24 protein-coding genes and 1 tRNA gene are annotated in these 22,675 nt (G+C 63.9%); 10 read left to right on the plus strand and 15 right to left on the minus strand.

From position 1 onward, the window contains the following. Positions 1–206 precede the first annotated feature (206 nt). Both LIW51_RS08515 and LIW51_RS08520 read left to right on the plus strand, forming a co-directional pair. Complete coding sequence (locus LIW51_RS08515) at positions 207–2,624, plus strand: DNA topoisomerase VI subunit B (RefSeq protein ID WP_227373611.1); 2,418 nt, start codon at positions 207–209, stop codon at positions 2,622–2,624. Continuing rightward, entirely contained in the window at positions 2,621–3,712 is a 1,092-nt protein-coding gene (locus LIW51_RS08520) for a DNA topoisomerase IV subunit A (protein WP_227373612.1), read from the plus strand. The genes LIW51_RS08515 and LIW51_RS08520 overlap by 4 nt, the downstream gene beginning before the upstream one ends. Here the strand turns inward: LIW51_RS08520 and LIW51_RS08525 are convergent. From LIW51_RS08525 to LIW51_RS08545, 5 genes are all read right to left on the minus strand, one after another. Further along, the gene (locus LIW51_RS08525; protein ID WP_227373613.1) at positions 3,709–4,506 is read right to left on the minus strand and encodes a zinc ribbon domain-containing protein; all 798 of its coding nucleotides are present in this window, start codon (positions 4,504–4,506) and stop codon (positions 3,709–3,711) included. The two genes, LIW51_RS08520 and LIW51_RS08525, sit on opposite strands and share 4 nt — an antisense overlap. 94 nt (positions 4,507–4,600) lie before the next feature. Next, the gene (locus LIW51_RS08530; protein WP_227373614.1) at positions 4,601–5,350 is read right to left on the minus strand and encodes an MBL fold metallo-hydrolase; all 750 of its coding nucleotides are present in this window, start codon (positions 5,348–5,350) and stop codon (positions 4,601–4,603) included. 52 nt (positions 5,351–5,402) lie between these two features. Next, positions 5,403–5,771, minus strand: coding sequence for a YkvA family protein (locus tag LIW51_RS08535; protein WP_227373615.1), 369 nt, complete (start codon positions 5,769–5,771; stop codon positions 5,403–5,405). Between the two features lie 38 nt (positions 5,772–5,809). Further along, positions 5,810–7,453, minus strand: coding sequence for an ATP-dependent DNA ligase LigA (ligA, locus tag LIW51_RS08540; protein ID WP_227373616.1), 1,644 nt, complete (start codon positions 7,451–7,453; stop codon positions 5,810–5,812). A gap of 78 nt (positions 7,454–7,531) precedes the next feature. Then, positions 7,532–7,711: a hypothetical protein gene (locus LIW51_RS08545; RefSeq protein ID WP_227373617.1), complete on the minus strand. Its 180-nt coding sequence runs from the start codon at positions 7,709–7,711 to the stop codon at positions 7,532–7,534. Positions 7,712–7,720: 9 nt separating this feature from the next. Between LIW51_RS08545 and LIW51_RS08550 the strand changes: the two genes are divergently transcribed. Continuing rightward, positions 7,721–9,223 (plus strand): glutamate-cysteine ligase family protein, encoded by a 1,503-nt coding sequence (locus tag LIW51_RS08550; RefSeq protein WP_227373618.1) that lies wholly within the window; start codon positions 7,721–7,723, stop codon positions 9,221–9,223. Here LIW51_RS08550 and psmB read toward each other — a convergent pair. Both psmB and LIW51_RS08560 read right to left on the minus strand, forming a co-directional pair. Continuing rightward, entirely contained in the window at positions 9,220–9,954 is a 735-nt protein-coding gene (gene psmB, locus LIW51_RS08555) for an archaeal proteasome endopeptidase complex subunit beta (protein WP_255766629.1), read from the minus strand. The genes LIW51_RS08550 and psmB overlap by 4 nt on opposite strands. Positions 9,955–10,029: 75 nt before the next feature. Next, entirely contained in the window at positions 10,030–10,209 is a 180-nt protein-coding gene (locus tag LIW51_RS08560) for a hypothetical protein (protein WP_227373619.1), read from the minus strand. Between the two features lie 271 nt (positions 10,210–10,480). On the opposite strand from LIW51_RS08560, the gene LIW51_RS08565 reads away from it, so the two are divergent. The 3 genes from LIW51_RS08565 to LIW51_RS08575 all read left to right on the plus strand — a co-directional run bounded on the left by LIW51_RS08565 (position 10,481) and on the right by LIW51_RS08575 (position 11,784). Next, positions 10,481–11,152 carry a helix-turn-helix domain-containing protein gene (locus tag LIW51_RS08565; protein WP_227373620.1) on the plus strand — a complete coding sequence of 224 codons (672 nt, stop codon included), beginning with the start codon at positions 10,481–10,483 and terminating at the stop codon, positions 11,150–11,152. A 93-nt stretch (positions 11,153–11,245) separates the two neighbouring features. Then, the gene (gene ddfA / locus LIW51_RS08570; RefSeq protein WP_227373621.1) at positions 11,246–11,548 is read left to right on the plus strand and encodes a DdfA family disk-determining factor; all 303 of its coding nucleotides are present in this window, start codon (positions 11,246–11,248) and stop codon (positions 11,546–11,548) included. A 41-nt stretch (positions 11,549–11,589) separates the two neighbouring features. After that, positions 11,590–11,784 (plus strand): hypothetical protein, encoded by a 195-nt coding sequence (locus LIW51_RS08575; RefSeq protein WP_227373622.1) that lies wholly within the window; start codon positions 11,590–11,592, stop codon positions 11,782–11,784. A 6-nt stretch (positions 11,785–11,790) separates the two neighbouring features. On the opposite strand, the gene LIW51_RS08580 is transcribed toward LIW51_RS08575, so the two are convergent. Both LIW51_RS08580 and LIW51_RS08585 read right to left on the minus strand, forming a co-directional pair. Beyond that, positions 11,791–13,500, minus strand: coding sequence for an adenine deaminase C-terminal domain-containing protein (locus LIW51_RS08580; protein WP_227373623.1), 1,710 nt, complete (start codon positions 13,498–13,500; stop codon positions 11,791–11,793). Further along, positions 13,497–14,450: an MBL fold metallo-hydrolase gene (locus LIW51_RS08585; protein WP_227373624.1), complete on the minus strand. Its 954-nt coding sequence runs from the start codon at positions 14,448–14,450 to the stop codon at positions 13,497–13,499. Before LIW51_RS08585 ends, LIW51_RS08580 begins: the two co-directional genes overlap by 4 nt. A gap of 113 nt (positions 14,451–14,563) precedes the next feature. Here LIW51_RS08585 and LIW51_RS08590 point away from each other — a divergent pair, with 113 nt between their 5' ends. Continuing rightward, positions 14,564–14,809, plus strand: a complete 246-nt coding sequence (locus LIW51_RS08590) for a DUF7553 family protein (RefSeq protein ID WP_227373625.1) — start codon at positions 14,564–14,566, stop codon at positions 14,807–14,809. Here LIW51_RS08590 and LIW51_RS08595 read toward each other — a convergent pair. After that, positions 14,806–16,110 (minus strand): hypothetical protein, encoded by a 1,305-nt coding sequence (locus tag LIW51_RS08595; protein ID WP_227373626.1) that lies wholly within the window; start codon positions 16,108–16,110, stop codon positions 14,806–14,808. The two genes, LIW51_RS08590 and LIW51_RS08595, sit on opposite strands and share 4 nt — an antisense overlap. 94 nt (positions 16,111–16,204) lie before the next feature. Between LIW51_RS08595 and LIW51_RS08600 the strand changes: the two genes are divergently transcribed. Further along, a tRNA-Val gene (locus LIW51_RS08600) sits at positions 16,205–16,279 on the plus strand. Positions 16,280–16,307: 28 nt separating this feature from the next. Here the strand turns inward: LIW51_RS08600 and LIW51_RS08605 are convergent. The 5 genes from LIW51_RS08605 to LIW51_RS08625 form a co-directional block, all read right to left on the minus strand. Further along, positions 16,308–16,925, minus strand: coding sequence for an OsmC family protein (locus LIW51_RS08605; protein ID WP_227373627.1), 618 nt, complete (start codon positions 16,923–16,925; stop codon positions 16,308–16,310). 231 nt (positions 16,926–17,156) lie between these two features. Next, entirely contained in the window at positions 17,157–17,948 is a 792-nt protein-coding gene (locus LIW51_RS08610) for a helix-turn-helix transcriptional regulator (protein WP_227373628.1), read from the minus strand. 101 nt (positions 17,949–18,049) lie between these two features. Further along, positions 18,050–18,919, minus strand: a complete 870-nt coding sequence (gene sucD / locus LIW51_RS08615; protein ID WP_227373629.1) for a succinate--CoA ligase subunit alpha — start codon at positions 18,917–18,919, stop codon at positions 18,050–18,052. Next, a complete protein-coding gene (gene sucC, locus LIW51_RS08620; RefSeq protein WP_227373630.1) occupies positions 18,916–20,061 on the minus strand; it encodes an ADP-forming succinate--CoA ligase subunit beta in 1,146 nt (381 codons plus the stop codon). Before sucC ends, sucD begins: the two co-directional genes overlap by 4 nt. Before the next feature lie 42 nt (positions 20,062–20,103). After that, positions 20,104–20,784, minus strand: coding sequence for a glycerophosphodiester phosphodiesterase (locus tag LIW51_RS08625; RefSeq protein WP_227373631.1), 681 nt, complete (start codon positions 20,782–20,784; stop codon positions 20,104–20,106). Between the two features lie 53 nt (positions 20,785–20,837). Between LIW51_RS08625 and LIW51_RS08630 the strand changes: the two genes are divergently transcribed. Continuing rightward, positions 20,838–21,794, plus strand: a complete 957-nt coding sequence (locus LIW51_RS08630) for an NADPH:quinone reductase (RefSeq protein ID WP_227373632.1) — start codon at positions 20,838–20,840, stop codon at positions 21,792–21,794. Between the two features lie 76 nt (positions 21,795–21,870). After that, positions 21,871–22,578: an SDR family oxidoreductase gene (locus tag LIW51_RS08635; protein ID WP_227373633.1), complete on the plus strand. Its 708-nt coding sequence runs from the start codon at positions 21,871–21,873 to the stop codon at positions 22,576–22,578. Positions 22,579–22,675: the final 97 nt, after the last annotated feature.

The raw sequence follows: 22,675 nt of genomic DNA on the forward strand, positions 1-22,675 counted from the left end.
GACGGTATGCCCGACGGTAATTCGAAACTGCGAACGATGTAGGTTCGACGGAGGGTCGCTCCGGCGTCGGAGGCGCGACGAACCACTGTCGAAAAGGGTCGAATCCGTCGAATCACACGCCTCCACGCTTCGAATCGGCTACTTTCACTTTCACTCCGCCTCACCGGGGCAGTTTTAACGTACCCGGCGATAAATACTGGCGAAGAATGCCTTCGATGCAGTCTACGCTCGGCGACGAGGGGATCGCCGAAGAACTGGCCGAAAGCCAGCGACAGATCTCCATTGCCGAGTTCTTCGAGAAGAACAAGCACATGCTCGGGTTCGACAGCGGTGCCCGGGGGTTGGTCACCGCCGTCAAGGAGGCGGTGGACAACGCCCTGGACGCCTCCGAAGAAGCCCGATTGAAACCGTTCGTCCGCGTCAAAATCGAGGAGAGCGGCGACTACTACCGTCTCATCGTCGAGGACGAGGGGCCGGGAATCACCCGCGAGCAGATCCCGAAAGTGTTCGGGAAGTTGCTCTACGGCTCTCGATTCCACAAGCGCGAGCAGTCGCGCGGTCAGCAAGGTATCGGTATCTCCGCCGCCGTCCTCTACTCACAGTTGACCAGCGGGAAACCCGCGAAGATCACGAGCAAGCCCAAGGGGAGCAGCGGTCAGCGGTACTTCGAACTCATCATCGACACAGACGAGAACGAACCGGAGATACAGTCCGAATCCGACACACCGCCGGTCGGTCGGGAACTCGTCGGGACGCACGGCACGCGCATCGAACTGGAGATGGAAGCGAACATGCGCGCCCGTCAACAACTCCTCCGATACATCAAACACACTGCGGTCGTCAACCCGCACGCGAAGATCGTCTTCGAGGAGCCGGGGATGGAGGAGGGCGAGGAACTCGTCTTCGAGCGCGCGGAGGGGGCCGCCCTCCCCGCCGAAACCGAGGAAATTCGCCCGCATCCGCACGGGGTCGAACTCGGGACGCTCCTGAAGATGCTCGCCCAGACCGACTCCCACAGCGTCTCCGGGTTCCTCCAAGGGGAGTTCACCCGCGTCGGCAAGAAGACGGCGGAGAATGTCATCGAGAACTTCCGCGACCGCCACTTCGGGCGCGAAGCCGCGTGGCGACCGCCACAGCCCCACGAGGAGGCTGACGTGAAAACCGCCGTCAAGGAGGCGGTTGCGAACAAAGGCGCGGACGCGACCGCCGCGTTCGCCGAGCAAGCCACCGAGAAGATCGGCGAGAGCGACCGAATCTCGCACCATCAAGTGCGTGCGGTTGTCGCCGTCACCGGCGAGGAGGTCGAAGGCGAGTTCGGAACCGCCTTCGGCGACACCGTACAGGAGAACGCGCTCGACGCCGCGTGGGACGCCATCACGGACGACCGAGCGAGCGACCTCTACGAACTCGTGGACGGCGCGACGAGCACGCGGAAGGACGACGAGACGGTTCGCGCCCTCGCGGAGCGAATCGCCGCGAAGTTCGAGGGCGACGAGGGAGCAGACCGTGCCACCGAGAAACGGCTGCGGGAGTACGTCTCCCGCGCGGCGGACATGACCGAGGAACGCGAGGACGCGACCGTCGGCGAGACGGCCCGCGAGAACATCGTCGAAGCCATCTGGGAGACGATGGTGACCGTCCCGGACGACGTGCCGAAGGTTCGGGAGATCGCGGACGACCGCGACACTGCCAGCGAACTGCTCGACGCGATGACGGTCACCGACATCATCGCGCCGCCGACGAACTGCCTCTCACCCATCACCGCCGACCTCGTGGAAGCCGGACTCCGAAAAGAGTACGACGCCGACTTCTACGCGGCGGCGACCCGCGACGCGGACGTTCACGGCGGCGACCCGTTCATTGTGGAAGCCGGAATCGCCTACGGCGGCGACCTGGAAGCCGAGGGGTCTTCGGAAGTGCTGCGATTCGCCAACCGCGTTCCGCTCGTCTACCAGCGCGGGGCGTGCGCGACGACCGACGTGATCAAGTCCATCGGCTGGCGCAACTACAACCTCGACCAACCCGGCGGACGCGGGATTCCGAACGGGCCGGTCGTCATCATGGTTCACGTCGCGTCTACGAACGTTCCGTTCACGAGCGAGTCGAAGGACGCGATTGCGAACGTTCCGGCCATCGAGGACGAGATCGAGTTGGCCATCCGCGAGGCGGCGCGCGAACTCAAATCGTACCTCAACAAGCGCCAGTCGCTCAAGAAACGACAGAAGAAACAGAACGTCATCGCCACCATCCTCCCCGAGATGGCACAGAAACTCTCGGAGGTGACCGGTCGGGACGACCTCGTCATCGAGGACTCGATGGCGCGCATCATGAACAACGTGCTCGTCGAGCGCGAGGTCGAAGACGACAAAGTCACGCTCGTCGTCGAGAACCACGGCTCGACGAACGAATCGCCGAAGCTGACCGACATCGTGGCGACCAAACCCGAGAACCTCTCCAACGGCGCGAACGCGGTCGAGATGGAGGGCGAGTGGTTCGTGACGTGGGAACCGACCGTCGGAAGCGGTGACGAGGCGGTGCTCGAATACAGCATCGCTGACGACGTATCGTTCGACCCCGTGTCGGTCGAAGGAATCGAAGACGAACGACTGACCAACAACACATGAGCGCAGACATCGACGCAGAAGCCCGAGAGAAACTCATCGACCTCGCGGCGGAGTTCTACGACCAGTTCGCGGGTGGACAAATTCCCTCCATGTCCATCCCAACCCGGACGAAAAGCAACATCGAATACGACGAAGACGAGCGCGTCTGGGTGTACGGCGACCGGACGAGCACTCGAAGCGCGAACAGCGTTCGCGGAGCGCGGAAGCTGTTGAAGGCGGTTTACACCATCGAATTCCTCTCCAATCAACTCGAGGAAGACCGCTCGTCTACCCTCCGTGAGTTGTACTACCTCTCCGAGTCGTGGGACGCGAAGGAAGCGCAGTTCTCCGACCAGGACGAGTCGAACCAGCTCATCGAGGACTTGGAGATCGTCTCCGACGTGACCCGCGAGGATTTCCACATGCGCCCGGAGGAGTCCGGTGCGACCATCATGGGGCCGCTCCACCTCCGCGAACAGACCCGCCGGGGCGAGCGCGACATCCACTGCCAAGAGGACGTGGGCGAAGGCGGCTATCAGATTCCGAACAACCCGGACACCATCGAATTCCTCGACCACGACGCGAAGTTCATCCTCTGCGTGGAGACCGGTGGTATGCGCGACCGACTCGTCGAGAACGGGTTCGACGACGATTACAACGCCATCATCGTCCATCTGAAGGGTCAGCCGGCACGCGCGACTCGGCGCATCACCCGGCGACTCCACCAGGAACTCGACCTGCCGGTCACGGTCTTCACCGACGGCGATCCGTGGAGCTACCGCATCTACGGCTCCGTCGCCTACGGCTCCATCAAGAGCGCGCACCTGAGCGACTACCTCGCAACGCCCGACGCGCAGTTCATCGGCATCCAACCCGAGGACATCGTGGAGTACGACCTACCGACCGATCCCCTCAGCGATTCGGACAAGAACGCTCTCGAAAGCGAACTCGAAGACCCGCGCTACCAGACCGACTACTGGCGGGAACAGATAGAACTTCAACTCGACATCGAGAAGAAGTCCGAACAGCAGGCGCTCGCCTCGCACGGTCTCGACTTCGTGACGGACACCTACCTGCCCGACCGCCTCGGTGAGATGGGCATCATCTAAGCGAACTCGGTTTCGACCCTTTTCCCGGTTATCGTTGCGAAATCGGCGCGAGCGCACGACCGACAGTAATGGTTTTCCCCATCGTTCAGCGTCCACACCGGGATTCCGGCGAGATATCGCTTCTCGGCGAATCGCCGCGCGACGCCGGTTCCGACCGGCCCGGAGCAGACGGTACAGGGGACGGTCGGTTCGGAGACGACACGTTCGTCCGTGGAGCGAACAGTTCCGAAGGTCGTCGGCGACCTAAAGCCAGGAACGTGCTGCGGCGCGAGCGCGAGCGAGAACAACCCGAGCAGGAGGAACACTGCTCCGAAGAGCGCCGCAACCGAGCCAAAATCCGTCAGAAGGATAAAAAGACCGAGAACCGAGGCGAAGATGCCGAGAACGGAGCTAACGATGAACGCGGCCGCGCTCCGTAGCGTCCAGTCGGTCGAAAAGTTCTCGTCGGACACATACGCTTCCGACCCGTCCGCGCGGAGTTCGATTCGGTCGGCACCGGGCGAGTAGCTGTACCACGCGTAGAGGATGTTGCCGACGCCGCTCGTGGACACGAGGAGGAGGACGTGGAGGGGAATCGAGCCGAATTCGCGGCGTATCATCACGACGCGGTCGCCGTAGTCATGTTTCACCTCCCATCCCTCAACGGTGAGGTCTTCGATTCGGCGGCGGTGTTCGGGGCGACCGCTGGCCACTTCCGCTCCCACCGCCGTCCCGCACTGCGAACAGAAAGACGCGCCGGGGGTGAGTAGGGCACCGCACTGCGAGCAGAAACTGGAGGAACTGCGGGCGCTCATACGAGAAACGTGTTCATCCGCTACTAAGTAGGTTGTGCTGCGCCGAGCGATTCGGGCGGACGAACCGAGTTCGAGACCGCAGTACGGGATGCGATCACTCCTCGTCCAACACCACCGGAACACCCCGTCCCGCCACGTCAGCCGCGAACGCCTCCGAATCGGTTTCGAGCGCCGAGAACGTATCGTAGTGTATCGGCAGGACGAGATCCGGCTCCAATCGCTCCGCCAACGCCGCCGCCTCGCGTCTGTCCATCGTGAAACTGCCGCCGATCGGCGGCAGAAAGAGCGATACGTCGAGTTCTCGGTGGCCGTCAAGTACGTCGGAGTCGCCGGGCCAGAAGACCGTCTTTCCGTCCAGCGAGAGCAGGAAGCCGACGCCGAACCCCTCCGGATGGTACGGTTCGCCGTTCGCTCGGGTGTGCGGCCCATCCGGTTCGTTGTGGGCCGGGAGCGACCAAGCTTCACACTCGCCGACGGTGAGGTGGTCTTCCGCCCCGACTCGCCGGACATCGTAGGGAAGGTCGTCCACCGCTTTCACGTCCCGGTCGATGGCGTCGGCGTCCACGCCTTCGTAGACGACCACGGTGGCGTCCTCGCCCGCAACTCGTTCGATCCCGTCCGAATCGTAGTGGTGGTCGTGCGTGACGAAGATGGCGTCCCCGTCCTGCGCGCGGTACTCGACCGGTACCGGGTGGGACGTGTCCGGGCTGTCAGGTTCCCACTCGCCCGTCAGGACGCCGTACCGTCCGGGGTCGATGTACGCGACGAACCTGTCCGGTGTTTCGAGTCGCACCGTCGCGTAGCCGAACCACTCCACCGTCAGGCCGTCGTGTCGAACGGTCATACTCATCGGTAGTCTCGCTTTCGGGTAAAAGGGTTCGGGTAGCGGAAGAAAATCAAACGAGGAATCGCCAGAGTGCGTATCCCATCAGTAGCCAACCGACGACCACGAGGAGAGCCGTTACCAACCCTACCACACCACCTTTCTCCTGTCGTGTTTCGGCCGCAGCCCTCGCTTCCGTCATCACATCGTCCGGAATCCAGCGGCGAGCGAGGGACGCACCCGCCGGAACGAACACGAGGTCGTCGGCGTACCCCAACACAGGGACGAAATCGGGAATCGGGTCGATGGGACTGATCGCGAGTCCGACCGTCGCCAGAACGACCGCTTTCGCGTACCACGGCGTGCGGGAGTCACGGGCCGCGATCGCCAAGGCCGTGACCTCTCTGCGGAGTTTCCGCGCTCGGTCGCGCCAGTCCGTCATCGCTCTGTTCGTGACGGTCTATGGAAAAATCTTTTTTCTCACTGCGACTCAGCGAGTCGCTCCACGCGCTCCAGCGAATCGGCGTCTTCCGGCGACTTATCGTCCCTGACGCCGAGGAATCGCGGGAATCGAAGTGCGTATCCCGACGAATAGGTCGGCGACCGCTGAATCTCCTCGTACCCGACCTCGAAGACGATTTTCGGGGATATATCGACCTCTTGGCCGTCCTGTGCGGCGATGTGAGGTTCGAGCAGTTCGGTCAACTCGGCCAGTTCCTCGTCCGTGATGCCAGTCGCCACCTTGCCGATGGTCTCGAAGCCATCCTCGGTCCACGCCGATAGCAGGAAGGTGCCGAGGAAACTCGCCCGGCGGCCTTCGCCCCACTCGGCACCGGTCACGACGAGGTCGAGGGTCTCCACGTCCGGCTTGCGCTTGAGCCAGTTCTTCCCCCGGCGTCCGGGCGAGTACGTCGATTCGGGGTTCTTGAGCATGATTCCCTCGTGACCCGCCTCCAGCGCGTTCGCCTCGATGTCGGCGATGATCTCGGCGTCGTCGGTGATCGTGAGCGCGGACACTCCTCCGGAGAGCACGTCCTGCAATCGGTCGTGACGTTCCGTGAGGGGTGCCGAAAGCAGGTCGTCGCCGTCCGCGTGCAGGCAGTCGAACGCCCGGAGTTCGAGGCTGACCTCCTCGCGGGCGCGTGCCACGTCGTGCTTGCGGCGGAAGCGCCGCAGGATCTCCTGAAACGGGAGGGGTTTTCCGCCGTCCATCGCCACGACCTCGCCGTCCACGATGGCCGGAACCGCGAGGTTCTCGCGAGTGTACTCCACGATTTCGGGGAGCGCGTTCGTCACGTCCTCCATGTTCCGCGAAAAGACGCGAACGTCGTCGCCGTCGTAGTGCAACTGCACTCGCGCCCCGTCAAACTTCCATTCGACGCCCGCCTCTCCCCAGTCGTCCAGCGCGTCCGTGACCGTGCCTGCTTGCGCGAGCATGGCCTGCACGGGTCTGCCAACTTCGAGTTGCATCGCGTCGAGTCCTGTTTCGCCCTCGTCGCGGGCGACTCGGGCGACCCGTCCGTAGTCGTTCGACACTTGTAGGGCGCGCTCGACCGACTCGACCGGCACGTCGAACGCCCCCGCGATGGCGTCTCGAACCGTCCCCTCGCCGACGCCGATTCGCATCTCCGAGAGGACGAGGCGGGCGAGGTAGCGGGCTTCCTGCGAACTGGTGCGGTTGAACAGCCCGAAGAGGATATCTATCTTCGTCTCCCGACTCCCCGACCCTTCGGCTCGGGCGACCGCTCTGAGCTCGTCGGCGACCGCGGCGACGGTCAGGTCGTTCCGTCCGCCGCCGAACGTGGCGAGTCCCTGCTGGCCGCCGAAGTCGTAGCTCGCCGCCACCGAGCCGATGTCGCCCAGTTCGGCGAGTTCGTCTTCCACGTCGTCCGCGGAGACGTTCCGCCCGGCGGCGCGCGCGATGGCCTCGTAGCAGTAGTTCGGCCCGATGTCGAGAGTCGTGGAGTCCCATGCCGGGAACACCCGGCCCTGCACGAATCGAGCCAGCACTTCGAGGTCGTCGTTCGCCGCCGCGAGGAGGTCGGTGACGGCCTCGATGATATCGGTATCGGCGCTCAGCTCTTCGATGTCTCCGGCGCGCTCGGCGAACTCCGCGAATTCCATTATCAGAGCTTACCAGCGACCGGAGTTAAGTCTGCGGCTTTCGGTTTCGAGGACGTATCGGGGTCTCAAACGTCCGTTTTACTTTTTCGATAGTTTTCGTGAAACGAGAACGAACGGACGAGCACGCGCCGCCGCCGCGAACCACTGTTTCATCTGCGATTCGGCGGCGGAACTCATCGTCAGTGCAGAAGAAGACGCGACCGAGAGACGAAAACGACGGCCGTGAAGCCCGTGGATTGAAGCGTCTGGCTCGCTCATCACCCTCCAATGACCGACGACCTCGTGTCGCAGGTGCAAGACGTGCTCACCGTCGATAGTCGGGAGTTTCAGACTCGCGTCGAGGAGGACGCGGAGGTCATCAAGCGCGAACTCGCGAACGGAACGTTCGACAATCCGCAAGCCATCATCGGGTTCGAGTACGAGTTCTACGCCGTGGACGCCGAGACGAAAGCCCTCGCCCGCGTCCCCCGCCGACTGCTCTCGCTCATCGGATTCGAGAAGGAACTCGGCCTTCACAACGCCGAGATGTCCACCAGTCCGCAGCCGCTGAACGAGTACGGACTGTCCGCACAGGAAGCCGAGGTGAAAGCCCGTCTGTCGGCGGCGGAAGAGAGAACCTTCTCCGAGGGGATGCGTCTCGTCAGCGACGGCCTCTGGACGATTCCACCGGAGGGCGAGACGGCCACGGAATACTTAACCGACAGCGTCGACGACGGCGGCGTTCGAGTCGCGTCGAACATGAGCGACTCGGTGCGCTACCACGCGATGGCGAACGCCACCGATACGGCGGGGATGGAACTCGACGCGCCGCACGTTTCGCTGTCGGCGGAGACGGTGATGCCCGAGAGCCTCATCACGTCCATCCAACCGCACTATCAGGTGCCACACGCCCGCGACCTCCCAGCGTACTTCAGATACGCGATTCGAATCGCGGCGCCGCTGCTGGCGCTCGGCGTGAACTCCCCCTTCTTCCCGCCCGACCTGTACGACGACGCGCCGCCGGACGAGATCGTGGACGAGGCGTGGATGGAGAACCGAATCGGCGTCTTCGAATCGGTGTTGAACGGCGACGACCCCGGCAAAGTACGGCTTCCCGACGACGTGGAATCGGTCGAGGAGGTCATCGACGATATCGCGGCGGATCGAACCATGGTTCCCATGCCGGTGGCGGGTTCCGCCCGCTTCGACGACGAGTTCGCCCACTTCCGACTGAAGCACGGAACCTACTGGCGATGGGTTCGCCCGGTCTTCGGTGGGGCGACGCGCTCCGCCGCCAACGCCCGAATCGAGTTCCGACCCATCGCGGCCCAGCCGACGGTTCGGGATTCCATCGCGTTTCAGGCGGCGTTCGCGGGGCTGCTGGAGAGCACGTTCCGCAGGGAACATCCCGTCCGTCACCTCGACTGGATCGTCGCGCGGGACAACTTCTACGCCGCCACGCGCGACGGTCTCGACGCCGACCTCTACTGGATAACGAACGACGGAAAGGAGACGACCGACACCGAAGAAGTGTTCGCCGACCTCTTCGCCCACGCGAAAGACGGCCTACAGGCGCGAGGGCTGTCCGACCAAGAGGCCGCGAAGTACCTCTGGCCCCTCCGCCAGCGCGCCCGCCACGGCGTGACGCCCGCCGGGTGGAAGAAACGCGAGGTGAGCGATCGATTGGCCGACGGTGCGACGTTCGACGATGCTATCACCGGGATGCAACGCACGTACATCGACCGGCAGAAAGAGACGTTACTCGAAGGGACGTTCGCGGACTGGGCTTAGAGGACTTCGTCGAAGTCCTTGTGCCCGGTGATCTCGACGTCTTCCTCCGTAATCTCGGCGAGGAACACGCCGTTACCGCTGCCCGTGTCGCGCTCGACCGCGCTCTTGATACCGCGAGCGGCGATGGTTTTCGCTTCCTCGTTCGAGAGGCCGTCCTCGTACTCCTGTTCGAGGACGCCGTAGGCGAGTTGCATCCCGCTGCCGGTCACGGTGTAGTCGTCCGACATGACGCCGCCGGCGGGGTCAAGGCTGTAGATGTGGGAACCTTCCTCGTCGATGCCGCCGAGGATGGGCGAGACGAGGAAGAACGGGCCGCCACGGAGGAGGTTTCCGGCGAGCGTCGAGAGCGCCTGCATGCTCATCTGCTCACCGCGGCGGGACTCGTAGAGGTTCGACTCGATACGCATCGTTCGGATGAACGACTGTGCGCCACCGACCGACCCGGCCATCGTCAGCGCCGCGGTGGGGTGGATCTGCTCGACCTTCTGGACGTTCTTGTTGGAGACGAACCGGCCGCCGAGGCTGGCGCGCATGTCGGTCGCCATGACGACGCCGTCTCCGGTCGTGAGACCGATGGTCGTCGTTCCGGTCTTGTTGACGTTCTGGAGGTCGTCCTTCGAGAACTCGTTCTCCGGAAGCGATCCGATCTCCGGCTCGTACGGACTACTCTCGGTGCCACTGAGGCGCTCCATATTGCGCGAGAATTCGGAACCGTGCATTGGCGTACGCATTACCCGCACGTAGTCCGCCAGCACTGATAAAACCAACCCTTCCGGGGTGCCCGAGGACGCCGCGAAATGGGAGTGTTACGCGCTCGATTCTGCGGCCTCTTCGTACGCTTTCGCAATCGTTTGCATCACACGGTGCATGGGAAACGGTACTCCCGCTCGTCGGGCCACGAGGGCGACCGGGAGCAGGAAGATACCGGTCAGGACGCTCATTTGGTACAGGGTGAACAGGGTCGCGCGTCGTAACGGTGCGAACATCTCGTACCTCGCGCAAGGCTGGGCTATCCCCATATAAAAGATTTTCTGATACACAGGTTTCATAACCATCTATAATCTCTGATGACGGCGCTCCCGTCTATCGATTCAACTTTGGTTGTTCTCCGAACAACCGGAGGCGGATTCCCCCTAGCAGCGTCGTAGGAACTAGGTTGCCAACGCCGGCAGTATGCGTAAGTTATGAGCATTATCGGCTTCTCGTGCGCACCGACTAGCCGAAAGAGTTGACACATCGCACGCCAAATTGACTTCCGTGAACGTCGTCGTCGAGCTTCGGCTTCCGCCCGGAGGGTTCGCCCTCGGTGAGTTGTTCTCCTACCGCTCCGACGCGCGAATCGAACTGGAGCGCATCGTTCCGACCGGGGAAGGAACGATGCCGTTCTTCTGGGTCGTCGGCGACGACCCGACGTTCGTCGACGACGTAGACGTCGAGGATTCGCCCATCGTTACCGTCGAAGTCCTCCGCGAGACGGGAAACAGCGCCCTCTGTCGGGCCGTCTGGTCGCCGGACCAGCGCGGAATTCACGGGATACTGACCGATCAAGGCGCGACGCTCCTCGACGTCGAAGGGTGCAGCGACGGTTGGTCGTTCCGCATTCGATTCCCTGACCACGAGGCGACGACGCGGTTCAGGGAGGCCTGTGACGAACAGTCAATACCGTACGAAGTGCGCCGAATCTACTCGCTCACCGAGCTCTCGACGAACGGATACGACCTCACGGACGCGCAACGCGAGGCACTCGTCACGGCGTTCGAGCGGGGGTACTTTCGAGTCCCCCGCGAAACGTCGCTCTCCGAACTGGCGGAGATGCTCGAAATCTCGCCGCAGGCCACGTCCGGTCGCCTCCGACGCGGATTAGAACGGATGCTCGACGGGACGCTGTCTCCGCCGGGCGACTCGATGGGTGATAAAGATACGAACTGATAAACCCCAAGGACTCCGTTCGTCGTCCACCTTTAGTAGAGATATCGACAGCGACCCATCCGTTTCGGAGTTCGGGTCACTGAGGTATCAGATATGAATCACGATTCAGACGATACACGTTCGGAGGAGTATCCGTCAAGTCGAACCGCCCTCCACGAACCTGAACACCGCTACGAACCGATGACGGAGACGATCATCGAAGCGATCGCCGAAGCCGCGGACGCAGACGCCACGCAGTTAGAGCCGCTCTACGAAAGCGTCGACCCCGACGCGCTGGACGACCTGTTCGACCGACACTCCAGCGCGAGCGTTCCGGCCCGCGTCACGTTCCGCCACGAGGGATTCGAGGTCGTGGTCGAACACGACAGACGAGTCGAAGTACGCGACCTGGACTGAGGCCAGCACGCTTTTGCTCGCAGTCGACGTATGGAGTTTCCATGTCCGACAAGGTGTACGACGTGTATCTCGTCCCGTCCGGTAAGCGCGCCGGTGAACAGAACATTGTCTCGCCGGTCGAGGGCGACGAACTGGAGTTCTACGATACGGGGGTCTGGTTGTCTCGAACTGGGGGACGAAACTTTTTCCCGTACGAACAGATTCGAACGATTCGAGAGCACCACGGCGACGAGTGAGCGTCGCTACTCGGTACGGAGTCCGACGACTTCGCGGGAGAAGATGTCGGCGTAACCCGAGAAGGAGAGCTTGAGCGACGGAACGCCGGGAAAGGTGAGCGTTTGGAGCGCGAGCATCGGTCGCTCGACCTCCGCGCCGAGCGTGCGGAGGGCGCTCTCGATGGCACCGTAGAGCTTCGCCGTCTCTTCGACTTCGAGGTCGGAGCACACGCCCCCGACCCGCGTCGGAAGCTCCGCGACCACGTCGCCGTCCCTGACGACGGCCCAGCCGCCGCCCATCTCGTTAACGTGCACCACGGCGCGACGCATGTCGTCGCCGCTCCCCGCCGCCAGCACGCCGGGAACCTCCCAGACGAGGCTGGTCGCTACCGCGCCCTCGAAGGCGCCGTACCCGGTCACGAATCCCGTGAAACTGGTTCCGTCGCCGTCCGGGTGGCGGTCGAGCAGGGTGACTTTCAACAGCCCCTCCTCCGGCGCGGCGACGAGTTCGCCGTTTTCGACGGGGGGTTCGACCCTCGTCTCGGCGGACAGCAGTCCGCCCCGATACTGTATCGCCCGAACCGCTCCTTCGGCAGCGGGCACCCGGAACTCGTCGGGGTCGGTGCTGACGTTCACGCTGTCGTAGAACCGTTCCGGATACTCGTAGGAGCGCGGCGCGACGGTCGTCTCGTGGTTGTTGTAGACGACCTCGCCCCCGCTGATGACGGTGGTGACGTTGACCGTCTCCAAATCGTCGATGAGCAGTACGTCGGCGACGCTGCCCGGCGCGAGCGACCCGAGGTTCGGCAGTCCGAAGTGGCGGGCCGGGTTGAGCGTCGCCATCCGAATCGCGTCGGCGGGCGGGACTCCCTCTTCGATGGCCCGGCGGACGACCACGTCCATGTAACCCTCGCGAATGAGTTGGCGCGGCCACATGCCGTCGGTCGAGAGCGAGATTTCGCTCGCGCCGATCTCCTCGTAGGCCTCGCCGACCGCGCTCATATCGTCCCGAATCGAGCCGTATCGACCGATGGCGTGGATTCCGTTTTCGACGCGTTCGACCATATCCTCGCCGGTGATGGACTCGTGGTCGTCGTCGACGACGGACGCGAACGCCTGCAGCTTCGCGCCCGAACAGCCTGCGCCGTGGCCGGAGACGGTCTTTCTCTCTCGATTCGCGCGTTCGTACAGCACCTCCGCGTTCGTATCACGCCCGACCGCGTGAATCCAATCGGTCTCGCCCACGCCGACGATTCGCGGGTCGTCCAATAGGTCGGCGAGCGAATCGGCGTCGGTCCGTGCGGGTTCGAACGTGTCGATAACCGGTTGGGGCGGGACGGTGGCGTACACTCGAATCGGGAGATACGACGTCGCGGCGAGCAACTGTTCGACACCCTCCGGGCCGAAGGCGGGGCCGAATCCGGTCACTTCCGTGACGACGGTCGTCGTTCCGCCTTCGAGCGCGTAGTGGTAGGCGTTTTCGAACGTCTGGTGGAGGTCGATGTGCGTGTGGGCGTCGATGAAGCCCGGAACGACGACTCGGTCGCTCGCGTTGATGATATCCGTGTCGTCGCCGACGGCGTCCGTCGCGTCCTCGGGAAGCGCGGCGACGCGGTTGTTCTTTATCACCACGTCGCGGGCCTGAAACTCGCACGGTTCGGGGAGGAGAACGCGTCCGTCTCGAACCACGAGATCCGCGGGTTCGTCACCGAGCGCAATCGGTTGCAGGTCGTTCACGCTGGCACCTCCTCGTACACGATGAGCCCGCCTCGCTCGTTCCGTTCCACTTCGTTCCGTTCTTCGAGCACGTCGAGATGGCCGACCGCCTCGCTCATCGCCGGGAAGTACTCCGTCGCCGGCAGGTCGTCGAAGAGGTCTTCCATCACGTCGAACGGCGTCGTCGGCCCGTCCACGAGGTTTCGGACGTTCTCGGTTCGTTCCTCGTGGGCGGCGAGGATCTCCTCGATTCGTGTCGTCGGCGTCGAAATTTCCTCGCGGTGTCCCGGGAGGAAGCGGTCGAACTCCCGATTCCGGAGCCGTTCGAGCGAGCGGTTGAACGCCGGGAGGACGCGGGGGCGACCCTCGTCTTCCTCGGCAGGCGGTTGGAGGAGCGGGTTCGGCGTGATGTCGGGGAGAACTTGGTCGCCGACGATGGCGTGTGATTCGCCGTCGACTTCGTAGGTGAAGATGGTCTCGCCGGGAGCGTGGCCCTGCACCGACTCGGCGGTCACGTCGATTCCATCGACAGCGACCGATTCGCCGTCGGTGAGTTCGACGTCGGTTTCGACGTTAGGGGAGACCGAGAGGAAGGCCGCCGGGAGGTCGGTCACCGTTTGGGCGGTGGTCCGTGCCATCCCGCATCGGTCGAAGAAGTCGGCGAAGTACGTCTGCTCGTACTCTAATCGACGGGGGAAATCGCGGATTATCCTCGCCGTTGCGGGGCTAGCGACGATACGGGCACTCGACTCCTGAAGCCGCGCCGCGAGTCCGAAATGGTCGGGATGCGGGTGCGTGATGAGCACCTGCTCGATGTCGGTCGGTTCGAGGTCGTTTTCCTCTAACGCTTCGAGCAACACGGTCCAAGCCTCTTCGCTTCCCGGTCCCGGGTCGACCAGCGTTCGCCCCGCGAGGTAGGCGTTCACCGGGCCGACCTGGAACGGCGTCGGAATCGAAAGCCGCGTGAACATACTCTCGTTTTCTTCGTCCGGGGTAAAACCGTTTTTGAACCGACAACCGGTCGCGTATCCTGACACAACCATTATATCTGTCCCTAGCATAAGGACACAATTAGGTGAGAGAAATGAACAAACACTTCGAAGACGGATGGTACTACCTCCGGCGCGCCGCCGGGCACTTCGGACGCGGTATCCGAATCGAATTGGAACCAGCCGAGCGAAGAGTCCGCGAGTGGACCGGCGAGAAGTACGAACCCAAACCGTCCCGACGCGAGAAGGTGCGCTCGAACCTCCGCGAGGCGGAGCAAACGGCCAAACGACGCTCCCGCGACGCGATGCGAGACGTCCGAAAGCGCATCCGAATGAGCTAAGGTTCGAAGCCGACGCACTCGCAGTCCGTGAAGTCACAGGTTTCGAACGTCGGCGACGCCGCGTTTTTTCGGTCGACGTCCACCCGTCCGTGGAACGTCGAGTTCCGAAATTCGACGTCGTCCGCCTTGACCAGCACCGTCGTCCGGTCGGCAGCGTCGTGCGTGGCGGTCACGGCGTCAAAGCGTATCTTCGGCCCGAGCAGGTTGATTCCGTTCCGGTCGTTCGCGCCCGATCGAAAGGCGAGTCGGCAGTCCCGAAGCGTAGTCCCCTCGCGCCAGAGTTCGGCGCAGTAGGCGTGTTGCGAGCCGTCCCCTCGGTCTTCGAGTTCCACTTCCTCCAACAGAACGGTCTCCGGCCCGTCGTTGACCTTGATGGCTCGGGCCGACGAGTCGCAGTCGATGGTCAGGTCGCGCACGCGGGCCGACCGACTCGACACTCGAAGTCCGTCGTTGTCGCAGTTAGGCAGGGAGAGTTCGCCGCCGAAGACGCGCGCGTCGCCCTCCTGTAGCCAAAGGCCGCACCCGGTGTACGCCGTCTCGTCCACTTCGATTCGAACGTCGCGGGCCACGTCGCCGTCGCCCAGTCGGAGGTTCGCGTTCCCGTTATCCTTCCAGAGGCCGCCCTCAACGACGCACGGACCCTCACCCCCGGCGAGGTAGCCGCCGTTGTTCACCCATCCCTCGACGTGACAATCGCGGAACGTCAACTCCCCGCGGTGGTCGTCGGTGACGCTGATGCCGATGGGATGGCTGGTCTGCGATTCGACGGGCGTCTGGTCGGGATAGGCGTCGGGTCGAAACTCGCAGCCGTCCGGAAGCGAGACGCTCACGACGCCCGACCCCTCGGGGTGCGTGACGGCGGCGTAAATCGCGCCGAGGGCCTTCTTGCCCGCCGACGCGCACTCGCCCTCCACCGATACGTCCTCGATGCGGAGGCGGCAGGCGGCCCGCGCCGAGACGGCCTGCGCGCCCACACCCTCCGCGGTCACGTCGAACGTGAGATTTCGGATTTCAACCGAATCGGCGGACGAGTCCGGCGTTGCACCCCATCCCCCGCCGATGTCGAGGCAGTACTGCTGGTCGGGATCGGTCACGACAAGCGTGGCGTGGGGGTCGCCCACCACGGCGATGGCCTCGCAGTCGTTGTGCTCAAATCGACCGTCGAGGCGGTAGCGTCCCGGCGCGAGGACGAACTTCGTCCGAGCGCCAGCCCGGGCGTCGAGCAATCGATTCAGGGGTTTCTCGCCACCCGCGACGGCGGGGTCTGTCTCGGCCACGTCCACCACGTTCCAGTCGGTCACGTCCGAGGGTCGGTATCGGCGAACCTTGGTCGTAGTGGCCGCCCGCGGTCGAAAGCAAGTCTTAAGTCTCGGGCAGGGAAACGAAAGACTGCAAGGGTCGGTAGTCTAGTCCGGTTATGACAGCTCCTTCACACGGAGCAGATCGGCAGTTCGAATCTGCCCCGACCCACTCCTTCAAAATAACAGTTCGAAAGGCGTTACTCACCCTTCTTCGACACCACCGGTTCGCACGGATGCGCCAGCGTCACGAGGTTGAACACGGCGGAGCGCCGCGCCGCGTGCCGTATTCGTTCGAGCGTGTCGTCGTACACGTTCTCGCCGCCGACGGCGATTTCGACGACGAGGTCGCCGAACTGGTCTCGCGGCGTCCCATCCTCGGTTTCGACCTCGGCCAAGTCGAGAGCGACGAACGGGTTCCACGGAATGTGCACCTTCGTTTCCAGTTCTTCGACGTCGATTCTCTCCGCTATCAGGCGAAGGGAGATGACGTGGTTGAGACACCCGCTGAGGGCTGCCAACGCGCTCTCGATGACCTCCGGGCGGTCGTCGGGGTCGACGAACCCCATCGCCGACTCGACTTCCTTGTGCGCACCCCAGAGGAACGAGTAGTCCCGGGTCTCTCGGTCGATTTCGTTGCCACCGAGCGCGTAGGGGCCGATCTTCGAGAGGGTGTGGAACGCGCGACCCTCCCAGTGACCCGTCGCGCTCAGTTCGAACTGGATGTCGTCCGGATTCTCCTTCGCGTACTCGACGAACTCGTCGAATTTCTTGCTGTCGACACCGTATCTGACCGCTTCCTGTTGTTCTACCGCCATCTGTTTTCACTCCCGCGACCGTCGAGAGGCGCGGAGAGGAGATATAAATTCCCCGTGGAATAAATTGAAACCAATGAAATCGTTCGGTCGGTCGATACGATTTCACGGTGGGTCGGCCTCGCGTGGCGTGAGCAAACTTTCATCGACTGCAATGCGCTCGTTTCCGCCGTCGGCTAGTCCTGTCCTCGTAGCGGCGGGGTCTCACCGGTCGGGGGTTGAATCGGAGTTCTCTCACGGTTCGGTCGACTGCGCCGGCGCGAAGGGTCGAGACTCCTCCCTGTACGATCCGTATATCTCCTCCGCCTGGACGAACGCGTCCGGGTTCTCGGTGTCGACGACGACCCGCAACAGGCCGGTATCTTGCGTGTATCCAGTGAGCGCGACGCGGCCGTCGAACAGCGTGAGTCCGCAGGGGAGCGCGTCGTACAGCAGGATGCGGAGGTTACCGCTTTCAGCGGCTTCCGTCGCCGCGGCGGGGTTCCACGCCGCCACGGCCTCGATGATCGGCGGCGGATAGATGATCTCCGTCTCCATCCCGTCGACGATGTTGCGGTGGAGCGTGTCGACGTTCGCCGATTTGAGGGTGGCCGTCCCGAACGCTCGCATCGTCTTCGCTCCCTCGATGAGTTCGTCGAAGCGACGAACCGCCCGGTACGGGTCTGCCTCGTCCGCGACCGTCACCGTCGCGTCGGTGAACATGTCGAGCGTGAAACCGAGCGACTCGGCGGGGAGCAGTTCCAGCACGTCGCGGAGTTTCTGCTCGGTTTCCATCCGGGTCAGGAGCTCCCCGAACCCCTCTAGCACGAACCGCCCCTGCGAGGTCAACTCGTACCGATAGCCGGAGCGGACGACCCACTTTCGCTCCTCGAAGTCGCTCAGGATGCGTCCCAGCGTCGCCGAGGACGCGCCCGTCGCCTCCTGCAGCGCGGGTCGGTCGCGCGTGGTATCGGAGAGCGCGTTGAGCACGTCGACACGGTGCTCCGAGCGGGCGAGGAACTCTACGTCGTGTATCGGCGAATACATGCTAAGAACACGCACGGACGCACCATAGCCTTTCACCGGATTCGAGACGGTTTCGAAACTGGCGATGCAGAACGCCGAAGTTGGAAAAATGCGAGACCGACTTACAGCAGGTCTTCGATGTTGTCCGCCACTTGCTTGGGCGTGTCGCCGACCGGGACGCCCGCGTCGTTCAGCGCGTCGATCTTCGACTCCGCGGTACCGGTTCCGCTGCCGGAGACGATGGCTCCGGCGTGACCCATGCGCTTGCCCGGCGGGGCGGTACGTCCGGCGATGAAGCCGGCGACGGGGGTGTCCATGTTCTCGGCGATGAACTTCGCTGCCTGCTCTTCGTCCTCGCCGCCGATCTCGCCGCACATGACGACCGCGTCGGTGTCGGGGTCGTCCTCGAACAGCGAGAGGGCGTCGATGAAGTCCGTGCCGATGATGGGGTCGCCGCCGATGCCGATGGCGGTCGTCTGGCCGAGTCCGCGCTCGGTCAGGTTGTCCACCACTTGGTAGGTGAGCGTCCCGGAGCGAGACACGAGACCGACGTTCCCGGCTTCGAAGATGTTGCCGGGCAGGATGCCGAGTTTCGCCTCGCCAGGCGTGATGATGCCGGGACAGTTCGGGCCGATGAGTCGCGTGTCGACCTCCGAGAGGCGCTTGTACACCTTCGACATGTCCTGCGTCGGAACGCCCTCGGTGATGGCGACCACGAGGTCGAGGTCGGTGTCGAGCGCCTCGAAGATGGCGTCCCCGGCGAACGCGGGCGGCACGAAGATGACCGACGCGTCGGCGTCCTCCGCCTCGACGGCTTCGTCCACGGTGTCGTAGACGGGCACGCCCCGCACTTCCTGCCCGCCTTTGCCGGGAACCGCGCCGGCCACGACGTTCGTTCCGTACTCCATCATCTGCTCGGTGTGGAAACTCCCCTCACCGCCCGTGATGCCTTGGACGACCACTCGCGTGTCGTCGTCGACGAGAATGCTCATTGTTCTACCTCCTGGGCGTTTTTGACGGCACGCTGTACCGCGTCTTCGAGTGTCGCTTCGACCTGCACGAGGTCGGTGTTCAGTATCTCCATCCCCTCCTCCGCGTTGGTGCCGGCGAGTCGGACGACGACCGGTTTCGGTATCTCGTCCAGGGATTCGAGAGCTTCGTTGATTCCCTTGGCGACCTCGTCGCCGCGGGTGATACCGCCGAAGATGTTAAAGACGACGGAATCGACGTTCTCGTCCGAGAAGACCATGTCCAGCGCGTTCGTCACGCGCTCCGCCTTCGCGCCGCCGCCGATGTCGAGGAAGTTGGCGGGACTGCCGCCGTAGTAGTCAACGAGGTCGAGCGTCGTCATGACGAGCCCGGCTCCGTTGCCGATGATGCCGACGTTCCCTTCGAGTCGGACGTAATCGAAGCCGTAGCCGTTGGCTTTCGCCTCCAGTTCATCCTCGGCGGCCTCGTCCTCCATCTCGGCGAGGTCGGGATGGCGGAAGAGCGCGTCGCCGTCGATGTTGAGAACCGCGTCTGCGGCGATCACTTCGTCGTCCGCCGTGACCATCAGCGGGTTGATCTCGGCGTCGCTGGCGTCCTTGTCGTCCCAGAGGTCGTAGAGCGTCGTGAGGACGCTCGCCACTTCCAACGCGACTTCGCGGTCTATTCCCGCGTCGTAGACCGCTTTCCGGGCCTGATAAGGGTGCATTCCGAACGCCGGGTCGATGTGCTCGCGCGCGATGGCGTCGGGGTCTTCCTCGGCGACTTCCTCAATGTTCACACCACCCTTCGAGGAGACCATGGCGACGGGCTTGCCCTCGCCGCGATCCATCGTCACGCCGACGTAGAGTTCGTCGGTGAAGTCGACGGCCTCTTCGACCAACAGTTTCTCGACGGTGTATCCCTTGAGATCCATTCCGAGGATGGACTCGGCGGCGTCTTCGGCTTCCTCGCGGGTTTCGGCGAGTTTAATGCCACCGGCCTTACCGCGGCCGCCGACGTGTACCTGCGCTTTCACCGCGACGGGATAGCCGATGTTCTCCGCCGCTTCGACGGCCTCGTCGACGCTCTCTGCGAGCGCCGCGTCGGGCGTCGGAATCCCCGCGTCGGAGAACACCTCCTTCGCCTGGTACTCGTGTAGCCTCATGCACTCGAAAGGGGGTTACCGCGCCGCTTAAATCCCGCCGGTTCACCCTCGGAGAAGCACGCGCCACGTGTCGGCGATCAAACCGTCCACGCCCGCGGTCGCCAATCTTTCCGCCTCCGCCCGCGTTTCGATTGTCCAGACGTTCACGTCCAATCCGACCTCGTGCGCTCGCGTCACGAAATCGGCGTCGCAGATGTCCGCCCGCGGGTGGACGGACTCGCATTCGAGGCCGAGCGCAGTGTCGATGCAGTTCGGGCCGCGTCGGCTGATGCACCCGAGCGACGCCGCGGTCTCGCGCTCTCGGAGTTCGCGGAGCACCCGTCCTTCGAACGACGAGAACAGCACCTCGTTTTCGACGCCTTCGACCGCGGCCAGCACTTGCTCGGTCATCCCGCCGTGTTTCAGTTCGACGTTTACGCCCACCTCGTCGGGAATCGCGTCGAGGGCGGTGTCAAGCCCAGGAATCCTCTCGCCGGAGTCGAGCACCGCCAACTCGCGGAGTTCCGACCACGGCGTATCCTCGACAAGCCCATGGGCGTCCGTCAATCGGGAGAGCTCCGCGTCGTGAAAGACGACGAGTTCGCCGGACTCGGAGCGCCGAACGTCCAACTCTATCACGTCCGCGCGCTCCGCCGCGCTCTCGAACGCGAATAACGTGTTCTCGGGGTACTCGTCGGCGAAGCCTCGGTGGGCGACGAGCGCGGGAACGTCGGATCGGGACATATCGCAACTGCGGTTCCTGCGGACTTATTTGCTCGCCCGTCCATTCCCCGTCCATGCGCGCAGTACGATTCCACGAACACGGCGGGCCGGAGGTACTACGGGTGGACGATATCGACCGACCTGACCTGAACGACGACGAACTACTCGTGTCGGTTCGCACCACCGCGGTCAACCCGGTGGACACCTACTTCCGCGAAGGGTCGTACCGACCCGGCGACCTACCGTGGATTCCGGGCTCCGACTTCGCCGGAGTGGTCGAAGCGGTCGGCGTCGACGTCGAGGAGTTCGCGGAGGGTGACCGGGTGTTCGGCACCGGTCTCGGCAACGACCGACCGGGCACCTGCGCGGAGTATGTCGCGACGCCGACCGACCGCGTGGCCCACCTCCCCGAAGGCGTCGGCTTCGACGAAGGCGCGGCGGTCGCGCTCGTCGGGGTCACGGCGTGGCGGGCGCTCGTCGACCACGCCGGACTCGAACCCGCCGAAAGCTGCCTCGTTCACGGCGGAAGCGGCGGCGTCGGCCACGTTGCAGTCCAGTTGGCGGCGGCGACCGGCGCGCGCGTGACGACCACCGCGAGCGGGCAGTACCACGACCGACTCGACGCTCTCGGCACGCGAACCGTCCTCGATTACGCACGCGACGACCTCGCAGACGCGGTGCGCGAGGCGGGCGAACCGAACGTCATCCTCGACCACCGACTTGACGACTACCTCCAGTTCGACGCGGATGTGGCCGCGCAGGGTGCTCGCGTGGTCGGCATCGGCAACGAGGACGTGGAGGCAGGTTTCGAAAACGTCCCCGCCGCGCGCTCGAAGGAACTCACCGTGACGCTGATGAGCATGTTCAACACGCCGGACATCTCGGCGGTGTTGGCCCGGTTGGCCCGACTGGTGGCCGACGGGAAGATAGTCCCCGAAATCGCGCAGGTCTACTCGCTGGACGAGGTCGATGCGGCGCAGCGAGACGTGATCGAGGAGAGTTTCCTCGGAAAGTTGGTCGTGGAACCGTAAGAGGGAGAAGTGACAGGAGGGTCACGAGATTCGAACCGCATCCGATTTTATGATGCTCGAACCCGTCATCCAATCCATGAACGTGCGTTTCGACTTCAGCGACGACGTGGTTATCGTCACGGGCGCGAGCGGAGCGCTCGGAAGCGCGGTCTGCGCCGCCTTCGACGACGCGGGGGCGACGGTCTGTGCGACAGACGTGGTCGAACCGAGCGACGAGGACGCCCTGCTCGACGGCGACCGGGTGGATTTCTACCGAGGCGACTTTACGGACGAATCCGAGGTCGAATCGGTCGTCTCGGAGGTCGTCGCCGACCAAGGCGGCATCGACTGCCTCGCCAACATCGCGGGGATGTGGAAGGGCGGGTCGCCCATCGACGAGACCGACGTGGAGACGTTCGACCTGCTCTTCGACGTGAATCTGAAGACGGCATTCCTCGCGTCGAAACACGCCATCCCGCACCTCCGCGACCGCGAGGGCGCTATCGTCAGCGTCAGCGCGCGCTCGTCGCTCGAAGGCGGCGAAGGCGACGGCCCCTACCGCGCCTCGAAGGCGGGCGTCCGCCTGCTCACCGAGACCATCGCCGAGGAGAACGCGGGCGTCGTGCGGGCGAACGCCGTCATGCCGAGCGTCATCGACACGCCGGCGAACCGGGAGATGATGCCCGACGCGAACCACGATTCATGGGTCGCCCCGGAGGACATCGCGGAAGTCGTGCTGTTCCTCTGTAGCGACGCCGCCAGCGTGACAAGCGGGGCGGCGGTGCCGGTGTACGGTGAGGCGTGATTTCCGGCAAAAAATGGCCGCTACCAGTAGAGTAGTCCCGCGGAATCTGTCTTCGATTACTCATTCTTCCGCATACACTATTCCGGATTTACCATCG

The organism is Haladaptatus halobius (assembly GCF_020618475.1).
In the GTDB taxonomy this organism is placed as follows: domain Archaea; phylum Halobacteriota; class Halobacteria; order Halobacteriales; family Haladaptataceae; genus Haladaptatus; species Haladaptatus halobius.